The organism is Sphingomonas jinjuensis, assembly GCF_014197105.1.
GTDB classification, from domain to species: domain Bacteria; phylum Pseudomonadota; class Alphaproteobacteria; order Sphingomonadales; family Sphingomonadaceae; genus Sphingomonas; species Sphingomonas jinjuensis.
Genome location: NZ_JACIEV010000001.1, coordinates 651799 through 662754, shown reverse-complemented (window position 1 = coordinate 662754; position 10956 = coordinate 651799). Strand labels below are relative to the sequence as shown.

Annotated in this window: 9 protein-coding genes and 1 pseudogene; 4 read left to right on the top strand and 6 right to left on the bottom strand. The window is 61.6% G+C overall.

Translation table 11 applies throughout. From position 1 onward, the window contains the following. Positions 1 to 308 (bottom strand): annotated as a pseudogene (locus GGQ80_RS03235) (transposase); the annotation flags it as partial. Between the two features lie 60 nt (positions 309 to 368). Then, positions 369 to 983, bottom strand: a complete 615-nt coding sequence (locus GGQ80_RS03230) for an IS110 family transposase (protein WP_183982404.1) — start codon at positions 981 to 983, stop codon at positions 369 to 371. 22 nt (positions 984 to 1005) lie between these two features. Between GGQ80_RS03230 and GGQ80_RS18705 the strand changes: the two genes are divergently transcribed. The 4 genes from GGQ80_RS18705 to GGQ80_RS03210 all read left to right on the top strand — a co-directional run bounded on the left by GGQ80_RS18705 (position 1006) and on the right by GGQ80_RS03210 (position 5334). Next, a complete protein-coding gene (locus GGQ80_RS18705) occupies positions 1006 to 1473 on the top strand; it encodes a tyrosine-type recombinase/integrase (protein ID WP_183982403.1) in 468 nt (155 codons plus the stop codon). A gap of 74 nt (positions 1474 to 1547) precedes the next feature. Then, complete coding sequence (locus tag GGQ80_RS03220) at positions 1548 to 2951, top strand: 3'-5' exonuclease (protein ID WP_221364134.1); 1404 nt, start codon at positions 1548 to 1550, stop codon at positions 2949 to 2951. Then, entirely contained in the window at positions 2948 to 3610 is a 663-nt protein-coding gene (locus GGQ80_RS03215; RefSeq protein ID WP_183982402.1) for a DarT ssDNA thymidine ADP-ribosyltransferase family protein, read from the top strand. Before GGQ80_RS03220 ends, GGQ80_RS03215 begins: the two co-directional genes overlap by 4 nt. 14 nt (positions 3611 to 3624) lie before the next feature. Beyond that, positions 3625 to 5334, top strand: coding sequence for an ADP-ribosylglycohydrolase family protein (locus tag GGQ80_RS03210; RefSeq protein WP_183982401.1), 1710 nt, complete (start codon positions 3625 to 3627; stop codon positions 5332 to 5334). 343 nt (positions 5335 to 5677) lie between these two features. Here GGQ80_RS03210 and GGQ80_RS03205 read toward each other — a convergent pair whose 3' ends face one another. From GGQ80_RS03205 to GGQ80_RS03190, 4 genes are all read right to left on the bottom strand, one after another. Further along, positions 5678 to 6988: an MFS transporter gene (locus GGQ80_RS03205; protein WP_183982400.1), complete on the bottom strand. Its 1311-nt coding sequence runs from the start codon at positions 6986 to 6988 to the stop codon at positions 5678 to 5680. Positions 6989 to 7058: 70 nt separating this feature from the next. Further along, entirely contained in the window at positions 7059 to 9179 is a 2121-nt protein-coding gene (locus GGQ80_RS03200; RefSeq protein ID WP_183982474.1) for a PQQ-dependent dehydrogenase, methanol/ethanol family, read from the bottom strand. Positions 9180 to 9184: 5 nt separating this feature from the next. Beyond that, on the bottom strand, positions 9185 to 10588 hold the full coding sequence (locus GGQ80_RS03195; protein WP_183982399.1) for an NAD(P)/FAD-dependent oxidoreductase: 1404 nt from the start codon (positions 10586 to 10588) through the stop codon (positions 9185 to 9187). After that, a complete protein-coding gene (locus tag GGQ80_RS03190; RefSeq protein WP_221364133.1) occupies positions 10585 to 10950 on the bottom strand; it encodes a cupin domain-containing protein in 366 nt (121 codons plus the stop codon). The genes GGQ80_RS03195 and GGQ80_RS03190 overlap by 4 nt, the downstream gene beginning before the upstream one ends. Positions 10951 to 10956 lie beyond the last annotated feature (6 nt).

Below are 10956 nucleotides of genomic sequence, written 5' to 3'. Positions count from 1 at the left end.
GTCGATGCAGCGCCGGCGCCGCGCGGGGCTCAGAAGTTTCCCCGTGCCGCCTCCTGCAGGATGAGCTTGTCCAATGTCAGGTCGGAGATCGCGCGGCGCAGCCGCAGGTTCTCTTTCTCCAGGTCCTTCATCCGCCGTGCCTGATCCGTCTTCAGGCCACCATACTCCTTGCGCCAGCGATAGTAGGTCTGCTCGCTGACTGCGATCCGCCGACATGCCTCGGCGGTCGTGCCGCCTTGGCCCAGCATGATCTCCACTTCACGCAGCTTGCCGATGATCTCCTCGGGCTTGTGCTTCTTCGAAGGCATTCGTCGTCCCTTCCTTGATCCAGACTGTCATAGTCGATGGACCACTCAGAAGGGGGCAGCTCACAGGGTGGCCAGGACGGTGGGTCCGATACCGGGAACGGCGGTCAGGAGCCGGGCCTGTTCGGACAGGGCCTGATCCTGGGCGATGAAGCCTGCGATCTGTCGGTCGAGCTCGGCGATCTGCTGGCCGAGCAGCGTGATCATGGCCTCGATGGCTTGTGCGATTTCGGGCTCACCGGCGCTGTGGCGATGCAGTTTTTCGGCCTTGCGCATGTCGACCAACTGCCTGCGACGACGCAGGAAATCGGCCAAGCGCGAACGGGCCGGGCTGAGCGGGATGGTAGCGGGCAGGTCGAGCGCGGCGCCCATCTGCGCGAGCACGCGGGCATCGACGCGGTCGGTCTTGGCCAGCGTGCCGGTGGCTCTGGCGAACTCGCGGGCCTGACGCGGATGGACGAGCGAGAAGGGATGGCCGCGTGTCGCCAGCGCGGCGATCAGGTCGCCGTCGCAGCCGCTGGTGGCCTCGAAGACGAGGCGGATGTCGTGATCGAGCATGTCGAGCCATGCGGCGATGGCATCGGGTGTATTGGCGATCTGCCCGATCCGACCTGATGGCAGCTCGCAAATGTCGATGACGGCACGTGAAAGGTCGCAGCCGATGACGGCTTGTGGCATGGTATAGGCTCCTGTCCATGTCGTGCGGGATCAGCAGTCCCAAGCAACTGTTCAGGGTTGTGACCAACGCGGAAGGGACCCTTGCTCCCTATCGGGCTCCAGACCCTCGGGGGGGACGGGCTCCCTTCCGCAACCTCTTCATACCATCATCGCATCAGACAGGGGGGGGGCAAACCAGCCGCTCGAGTGTTCCAACTTCAGGCGCAGAGCCGGGGGGGCATTGGATGGCTTCTGGCGAGCGATCCGGACCGACGCGGCCCTGCCCGGCGTGCGCCTGCATGATCTACGCCACAGCTTCGCGAGCTTCGCCGCGCGTCGCTCGGAGACGCTCCCCATGATCGGCAAATTATTGGGGCATGCTAAAGCCGAGTCCACCTCCCGCTACGCCCACCTAGATGATGGCTCGGCGCTCCATGCCTGCGAACCAAGAGGGGACACTGCTGGCTCACTGCGGGGTCCCCTGAGGGTGAGTGAGAGTTCGCATGCCTAGCGCCACGCTGAATCAGTCGCACTCTCGCATTCCATGCGGTTCAACGATATGGGTCCCCCCGGGGAGATATATCGTTGAAAACGCTTCCGCAGGTGACTGCAACGCCCGAGCAGCTGCCGCTCGTCAGCCAAAACAGATTAGGCGTTGAGGTCATTCGGGGAGCCGCGGGAAGCGGGAAGACCTCTACGGCGCTGCTGCGGCTACGATCGTTGTGCTTCATGTTTGCGGCCCGCCGCGCTCGTCAGAACGACTCCACGCCAGTTCGCGTGCTCGTACTCACGTTCAACCGGACGCTTGCTGGTTACGTCAGAAGCTTGGCGGAGCACCAAATTGCGCCGAGCATTGCTGTCGACTTACGCATAGATACCTTCAGCCGGTGGGCGATGACGGAATTGGGCTTTCCGGCAGTTGGTAACGATGCCGCTAAGGCCGAACTACGTCGCCTCGCGTCCCACATAAAAGGGCTCGCTGCTGATTATATTATCAAAGAGGTCGAGTACCTGTTGGGCCGATTTGAGCCGTCAAATCTTGAGCTCTATATGAGTACAGAACGCACCGGCCGCGGACTACTCCCCCGTGTGGAAAGTCCGGTGCGCAGACGCATTCTGGACGAGGTGGTATATCCTTACCTACAGTGGCTAGATGAGTCGGAAGTACTCGACTGGAACTTAGTCGCACTCCAGATGGCGCAACGACCTCAATCCCTTGACTACGATGTGGTAGTTATCGACGAGAGCCAAGATTTCTCGGCCAACCAGCTGCGTGCCGTAAGGGCGCATCTCGCCCAGGAGCACGCGGCCACCTTCGTTATTGACACGGTACAGCGCATCTATGCTCGCGGATTTACGTGGACTGAAGCTGGCTTTGATGTTCGGCCAGAGCGCGTACACACGCTCCGCGCAAACCACCGAAACACGGTTGAGATTGCTACCTTTGCCGCCGGGGTTCTGAACGGGATCGGCGTAGATGGCGATGGCGTGCTGCCCAACCTTGCCGGCGCCACTTCCCGCGGCCCGAAGCCCGTTGTCATATCGGGATTGTACAACGAACAAGTCGAATGGGCACTAGACTACATTGCGAACTCCGTTGACCTAACAACGGACTCAGTCGCGTTTCTTAAGCCGCAAGCCGGCAAGTGGTTTGCCTACATAAAGGCGCGACTTAGAAGCAGGCGCATACAATATGCGGACATAACTCGTGAGGCCGACTGGCCGCAGGGTCCAGAGAATGTGGCTCTTTCAACGTTCCACTCCGCAAAGGGCCTTGAGTTTGATCACGTGATCATACTCGGATTCAATGACGAGAACACGCCCTTTGTTGATGCGGCAATGGACGATGAGGTCTTTGTGCTTCGGCGCTTGTTGGCCGTAGCAATCGCGCGAGCTCGGAAGTCCGTAGTGGTCGGTTACAAACCTGGTTCAGAGTCCGCCCTTGTTCAATATTTTGCCGCTGGGACGTTTGATGGTGTTACGCTATGACCATAGCCAATTTACTTGTGAGCCGCGGGATTTCCGAGCTTCTCCATTTTACCACAAATCGCGGGATCGTAGGGACCCTTGCGAGCGGTGCCCTGCTGTCGAGGTATAAGCTCCCCGAGGAAAAGTACTTAAAGCATATTCTTCATGTCAATGCAGCAAACCGACCCGAGGCGGGAGCCTTCTTTGACAAAAGTGAGAACTGGCTTGATTTTGTTAACCTTTCAATCTCTGAGATAAATAACAGATACTTTCAAGTATCTCAGAGGTGGCACTTAGGTGCCGATGTATGGTGGGGCATTCTATCCTTCGACGCGGTGATCGCGACCCACCCGGGAGTGGTTTTTGGAACGACAAACAACTCCTATGATCGATGCATCCGCGCAGGCGGTGCGGCCGGATTGAACGCGCTTTTCGGACCGCTGATTGGGCGCAAAAGCCCGAATTGGTCTGTCACACGTGGGCTCCGTGGGCCGGCGCTCCCCACATGTGAGCAGGCGGAGGTTCTCTACCCCACTGCGGTACCGGCAGAGTTCCTGCGGAGGATTTACGTTCGGGAGGGCGACCATCACGACGCTGTGAGTGGCTGGCTTGCGGAGTTTGGCTTCGACGCCGTGGAGGTTGTATTGTCCCCCGAGAAATTTGCAGGGAAGCCAAATTGAGCACTGAGGTTCACATGGATATCGAGGCTGCGCCTCACCCGCAGGCGGTTAGCGAACGCGCTCTTCGCGTGCGGGCGGTTCGCAACTCTGCTTTGTGGGCCGCCGCAGGAGATGCGCTTGGTTGGATAACAGAGCTTTCACGAGGTGCCGCAGGAGTGTCCCACCGGGCAGGCGTCTCCGAAGTCACAGAGCCCGTCAACTGGCAGCGGATCATCGGCGGGCGCAGCGGAGTGCGGGTCGACCTCCCAGCGGGGACCTACTCTGACGACACTCAGCTAAGATTGGCCGTTTGCCGCTCCATACGAGGGGACGGCTCGTTCGACGCAGAAACGTTCGCCAAAATTGAAGTAACTGTCTGGCCGACATACGCGCTAGGGGGAGGGCTCGGCACCAAAGCGGCAGCCACTAATTTAGGCAAGCGCAGTGTTAATTGGTTTTCTAACTTCTTTGAGGTGTCGGGCCAGAGCTATGTCAAGGGTGGCGGAAATGGGGCTGCCATGCGTATCCAGCCGCATGTCTGGAATTCCTTGAGCACCACTGACGAGATGCTTGTCAGTGTTCTCCAGGACTCTCTGGTTACCCATGGTCACCCGCATGGATTCTGTGGCGCTCTGTTCCACGCTCTTTGCCTGAGCTACGTCTTTGTTCATCAGAAGTTACCAGGGGTGGAGGACTGGAACGGCTTTGTTGTCCGCTTCAGCGACGTGCCTCGCTTGATTGCCTACGATCCGCAACTTGCGGCTTTTTGGCTGTCGACATGGGAAGCGCAATCTGGAGCGTCTCTTCAAGCAGCAATGCTGCAGATGCAAGACGAGGCTATCCAGGATGTGCGGGCTGTAGATAAATTACTTCAAGGTAGTGGTGCGAAGGCTTACCGGGACATCCTCGACTCTATCGGCTGTCTGACCCCTAAGTTTCGTGGTTCCGGATTCAAGACTGCTTTAGCGGCTGCAGCGCTAGCTAGGCTATGCGCAAAGGAAATGCCGCAGCATGCATTGATCCTAGCTGCTAACGAACTCGACAGCGACACGGACACTATAGCTACAATGGCGGGCGCGCTTCTTGGTGCTTTATCATCTGACGAACCGCGATGGGCTATTCAGGACAAGGAATACATAGCGCACGAGGCCGAACGGTTGGCGCTGATCTCTCTTGGCGAACCACAGGATAGCTTCGATTATCCTGATCTAGGACGCTGGACCGCTCCCGCGAGGCAGACTGCGTCCGTGGGGAGGATCGAAGGGAAGATAGCCATTGCGGGCTTAGGCTTCTTGGCTCCTCTGGGTGAGGAGTACCGGACTAGCGACGCAGTTTGGCAGTGGTTCTCGCTGCCTTTTGGACAATCAATCCTGGCGAAAAGACGCGCTAACGAAATTGGGGAGCTCGCACCCTCTCAGATGCCGGGCCCACGTCAGCCAGCACCGCAGCGAACGACTAGGGCGGTCCCCCGCGAACGGGAGGCGCAAACATCTTTGCCGCTCGACTCAGTTGTGAGTCGGCCCGTTGAAGCTAAGCGCGGGCCTGAATCTCGCCAATCTGCGATTGCTGCTCGCGACACCTTGGATGCTTGGACCGACGCTGTAATTCAGAGCGACTTTGACGACCTAACACTTGGTCGCTTGTTGAACCGTTGCATAGAGCGTTCATCGTCGATCGACTCTGCCGTCGCTTTCGCGGCGATCGTTGCCAAAGCGAAGTTGGCCCGCATGCGACGGCGACGATAACGAGCCAGGAAGCGGTTCGAGACGTCTCATTGCGGAGGACGGACGGGACTACAATACACTGAAGCGTGGAAACCTGAGTACGGCGCCTTCTGCCGTAAACTGGCGGTCATCAAATCTAATTTGCCGTCGAGTTTGAGGGCGGCCGCCCCGAACCTGAAGCGCAGCGCGCCTTTAAGCTCGGCTATGCGCTTGAAATCAGACACACCTTACGCGGCAAGGCGCCTGAATAAACGGCCGCCTAGGCTTGCAGAGCGCCCGAAAGCGGTCAGTCCGCAATCCACCAAATCTCGTCGTCCGAGCCTGCTTCCAAAGTGCAACGAACAGCCGCCATTACGATCAAGCTTCAGGAGCGGCCGGACCTTCCCCTCAACTCCCATTCGGTGGACGTCGCCCGGGTTTCTGGTAGGGTTACAAAAATGACGCCGGTAACCGCGATAGCGCCGGCCACATACCAGTAGAAGCCGCTCTCCATCCCCGCTGCCTTGAACGACAAGGCGACATATTCCGCAGTGCCGCCGAAGAGGGCATTCCCCACCGCGTAGGGCAGCGCAACACCAAGCGCTCGGATGTGCGGCGGGAACAGCTCGGCTTTGAAAAGGCCGCTAATCGCGGTGTAGGCAGTCAGGATCAACAGCAGCCCAACGATTATGACCACGGCCGCCCCGGCGCTTTGGGTGCCGGCCAATATGGTGAAGGCCGGAACCGTTGCGATCGTGCCGAGCATGGCGAATGCCAGCATATTCGGTCTGCGCCCGAAGCGATCAGAGATGTGCCCGGCAAGCGGCTGCGCCAGCATATAGATCACGAGGGCTGCAGTCATAATTTGCGTCGCGCTGCCGCGCGAAAAACCGGAGGAGTTGACCAGGAACTTCTGCATGTAGGTGGTGTATGCATAGAAGGCGAGGCCGCCACCGCCGCTGACAATCGCGATCCGCACGAACAGCGTCGGGTAAGCGCGCCAGAGCGCCGTTAGCGATGATCGCGGCCGATCCACCCCCACATCGATGAAGGCATCCGTTTCGGCCATTCGCCGGCGCAAGCCATAAGCCATCAACGCCAGCACCGCCCCGATCGCAAAAGGAATGCGCCATCCCCAGGCCTGAATTTGCGCCTCCGACAGTAACACGCCGAGCACAAGCGCGACGAGCAAGGCGCATAGCTGTCCGCCGATCAGCGTCACATATTGGAAACTCGCCCAAAAGCCACGGTTCCGCCCCTCGGCCATTTCGGATAGATAGGTCGCACTCGCTCCATATTCGCCACCAACACTTATGCCTTGAAGCATTCGTGCGAAAAGCAAAATTGCGGGGGCGGCAGATCCGATTGCTACGTGTGTCGGCGTCAGCGCGATCAGTGCTGACCCGCAGAACATGAGAATTAGCGACAGTGTAAGGCCGGCCTTCCGTCCCCGGCTATCGGCATACATGCCCATCCACCATGCGCCGAGCGGTCGCATTAGGAAACCAACCGCGAACACCGCGGCGGTTCCGAGCAGTTGAGACGTCCGATCGTCGCTAGGGAAGAACGCGGGCGCGAAATAGAGCGCGAAGGCGGCATAGGCGTAAAAGTCGTACCATTCGACAAGATTGCCGATCGATCCACCGATGATTGATATGAGGCGACGGCTCCCCACGATCGGCCTTTGCTGCGCCATTCTCGAAAAGCACTCCCTCTCCCTAGACGCGGCCCTTGTGAAAACCCGCGGTAAACCGGCCTGACGCGGATCAGCTCGAATGTTCCGCGTTTTTGGACGCGGCGGCGGGCGCGTTCTTGCGGCGATCATGCGCCTTGCCGATCAAATAGTAGCGGATGTCGGCGGCGTCCTGACGATCCAGCACGTCGGCAAAGTTCGCCATCCCCGAACCGCTCAAGGCGCCTTCCCGCAGTACCGAGAACCAAGCCTCTTCGCCTAGCAACGGGCTGTAGCGCAGGTCAGGCTGGTTCCCGAGGCTGACGGCATCGTAGCCATGGCACACCGCGCAGTAGCGAGTATAGAGCCCCTTTCCGCGCTCCATCGCCGCAGCGCTGGCGGTTGCGGGGGGTGGGTTCAACACCATCGGTTGTGCCGCGGGCGCAGGCGGAAGCTTGGCCCTGCCATCGAGCGCGAAGACGAGCAGCCGGTCCAAGTTCGGCCGGCGTCCGTCCTTGTCGACCATGCGGCAGGCGGAGCCGTAGACGCCGCCACAGCCGGCGAGGACGGCGACATATTGCCGGCCCTTGACGCTGTAGGTCATGGGCGCCGCCAGCACCCCGGCCTGCAGCCATTGCGACCAGAGCTCTTTGCCGTCGCTCGCGCGCATGACCTTTAGGAAACCGGTCCCCGTGCCCTGGATCACCAGCCCGCCGGCAGTGGTCAGCACGCCGCCATTTCCAAATGTGTCGCGCGGCGCCCGCCACACCTCGCGCTGGCGCACCGGATCCCAAGCCAGCAGATATCCCTTCGCCGCTGGTATCGGGGGCTTCAGCGATGCGTCCCGGGTGCCCAGCTTCGTCGCGGTATTGTAGCCGATCGGCGACTTGCGGAATGTCCGGTCGGCGACGAACAGCACCGACAGCTCCTGCGCCGGAATGTAGACCAGCCCGGTCCCCGGATTATACGCCATCGGCGGCCAATTATGCCCACCGAGCGAGCTGGGGGTGGCGTAGAAGGGCTTGCCCAACTCGCTGTACCGCGCCGCCGGGTTTTCGACCGGGCGCCCTGTAGCAACGTCGATCCGCTCGGCCCAATTCGCGGGAACGTATTTCTCGGCCGAGATGAGCTTTCCCGTGGCGCGATCGATGACGTAAAAGAAGCCGTTCTTCGGCGCCTGCATTAACACCTTGCGCACCGAGCCGCCGATCTTCAGGTCGGCGAGGATGATGTGCTGGGTGGCAGTATAGTCCCATTCGTCGCCCGGCACCTCCTGATAATGCCAGACGTATTCGCCGGTATCGGGCCGCACCGCGACGATCGAGGAAAGGAACAGATTGTCGCCCTTCCCCTCGCTGCGCGCCGCACGCGACCAGGGGGAACCATTACCCGTGCCGATGTAGAGCAGGTCGAGTTCAGGGTCATAGGCGAAGGCATCCCATGCCGTGCCGCCCCCCGCCTTCTGGCGCCACCAGGCGTCGCCCGACCAGGTCTTCGCCGCCATCTGCATCGGCCGGTCCGACACTTCCCCGTCAGCCTTCCCCGGCTCGCCCGGTACGGTGTAGAAGCGCCAGATCTTCCGCCCCGTTTCTGCGTTGTAGGCGCCGACATAGCCGCGCACGCCCAATTCCGCACCGCCGTTCCCGATGATCACCTTGCCCTTGATGATGCGGGGCGCCCCGGTGATCGTGTAGGGCACGCTCGGGTCGGTGGTCTGAACGCTCCATACCGGCTTGCCAGTCTTTCCGTTCAACGCGATTAAGCGCCCGTCCAGCGTCGCAATGTAGATTTTGCCCTTCCACGCCGCGACGCCGCGATTGACCGCGTCGCAGCACGCCTTGACCAATTGAGCCCGAGGCACCTCCGGATCGAAGGACCACAGGGGCTTGCCCGTGGCGGCGTCATACGCCTTGACCATGCTCCACGCCGTCGAGACGTAGAGCACGTCGTCGATCACTAGGGGTGTCGCTTCTTCTCCACGCGACAGATTGAAATCGTCGTACCAAGCCAAGCCCATCCGCCCCACGTTCGTGGCATCGATCTGCGACAGCGGGCTGAAGCGTTGTTCGTCGTTGGTCCGTCCCGTGCTGGTCCATTCGCTGCCGTCCCCGCCGTCGGGAGTGGGAGAACGGGCGCAGCTTCCCGCCGTAACCGCCAAGACGAGCGCGGCGCAGAGCTGCGCGATGCGGCTAAAGATTGGCGAGGCGTCAGACATCGGCGTCACTGTTCCCCCAGATAGGTGGCGAAGGAGGCGTCCCAGGGCGCGGGCCGTCCTTCCTGTTCCGCCCGATCGATCCGCCCGAATGCGCTCTGAACGTAGCGGACACCAAGCCAGCGGAGCGGCTCGGGCTCCCAACGCCGTGTACGGGCGCGATGCATCGGCAGATCCTCCAGCCCGCTCGCTTTGCCGCTGATCAGACCCGCAAGCAGCTTGCCTGCGAGATGGCTCGTCGACACGCCCCGTCCGGTATAGCCGTGAAGGCGCCCGATCTTCGCAGCGGGATCGAAGTTGACGGTGGGCATCCAGTCGCGCGGTACGCCCAAATATCCGCCCCACGCATGAGAAAAGCCGACCCGAGCCACCGAGGGGAACCAGCCGCACAGGCTATCGCGCATCCAATCGTAGAAGAGCGCGCTTTCGGACGTCACGTCTGGCGTCGTCGATCCATAGGTGTAGAGCGCGCCGCGACTGCCGTACAGAATCCGCCCGTCGGCGGTGCGGGTCAGATAGTTCTTTAGGTGTGATTGCGAGCTGAGGCTTTCGTGTCCCGCCCAGCCGATCTCCTCCCATACATCCGCCGGCAACGGGTTGGTCAGCACGATCATCGACGACATCGGCAGGACATGACGCCGGAACGCCGGCAGGCCGGGGAGATAGGCCTCGGCCGCGACGATGAGGGCCCGGCGGGCGCGGACGCTACCGTTCGCGGTGACCAAACGCGGAGAGCTGCCGGCTTCCACGCCCTCGACCGCGGTGCGCTCATAGATGGTGCCGCCGAGCCGCTCGACTGCGCGCGCCAGGCCTCGGACGAGGTTGCCGGGATGGATCGAAGCCCCCGCTTCGGTCCGGAGCGCGCCGGCCATCCCCTGCACGCTGACCCGCTCGCGCGCTTCCGCAGCGTCCAGCAGGCGATTGCCCTCGCCGAGCCCCAGTTGCCGATAGGTGGCGAGCGTGGCGGCGAGGCCGGGAAGCTGGTGATCTCCGATCGCGACGCTCAGCAAGCCACCGGGAACGTAATGCGCGTCGATCCCCTCCCGCTTCGTGATCGTGCCGATCTCCTCAACCGACGACTGAAGCGCCAGGATCGTGCGGCGTGCCCGCTCAATGCCGAACGTCTTGATGAGCGGCGCAGGGTCGACGGGGAATCGCGGCGAACACCAACCGCCGTTGCGCCCAGACGCACCGTAGCCGACGATATCGCGCTCTACGATGGCCACGTCCATCGTGGGATCGTCACGCAGCAGGTGATAGGCCGTCCACAACCCAGAAAAGCCGCCGCCGAGTATGGCGACATCGACCGTCAGGTCGCCAGCGACGGCGGCGCGCGGGGTCAGATCGTCCGGCGTCGTCTCCAGCCAGAAGCTGGTTCGGCGATAGGCACTGGCATCGCGCGCCTCGCTCATGCGCGACGGCTTTCGTCGAACAGGACGAAGACCTTGCGGCTGGTCGAGCGAATATCCCACACGCCGGAGCTGTTCTCCGGGAAATAGACGATGTCGCCTGCCGCGATCGCGATCGGTTCGCCGTCGTCGGGCTGGAACACGCAATCACCTTCGAGGAAATGGCAGAACTCGGCCTGGGTAACCTGGCGGCGCCAGCGGCCGGGCGTGCACTCCCATACCCCGCAGCGCGAGGTCGACGCGCTGGCGGACGTCTGCGACATGGATCGAACCTGCGAGACCGGCTCGCCGATCGGTGCGGGAACCGGCTTTCCCTCGCCCAGCGCGTCGAACGCCTCGCCTGACCTGATCCTGATCGCTGCCACAACATC

Bases quoted from the DNA above. Each gene is read 5' to 3' on its own strand.
- GGQ80_RS03230 (WP_183982404.1), bottom strand. From the start codon at position 983: ATGCCACAAGCCGTCATCGGCTGCGACCTTTCACGTGCCGTCATCGAC.
- GGQ80_RS03215 (WP_183982402.1), top strand. From the start codon at position 2,948: ATGACCATAGCCAATTTACTTGTGAGCCGCGGGATTTCCGAGCTTCTC.
- GGQ80_RS03210 (WP_183982401.1), top strand. From the start codon at position 3,625: ATGGATATCGAGGCTGCGCCTCACCCGCAGGCGGTTAGCGAACGCGCT.
- GGQ80_RS03205 (WP_183982400.1), bottom strand. From the start codon at position 6,988: ATGGCGCAGCAAAGGCCGATCGTGGGGAGCCGTCGCCTCATATCAATC.
- GGQ80_RS03200 (WP_183982474.1), bottom strand. From the start codon at position 9,179: ATGTCTGACGCCTCGCCAATCTTTAGCCGCATCGCGCAGCTCTGCGCC.
- GGQ80_RS03195 (WP_183982399.1), bottom strand. From the start codon at position 10,588: ATGAGCGAGGCGCGCGATGCCAGTGCCTATCGCCGAACCAGCTTCTGG.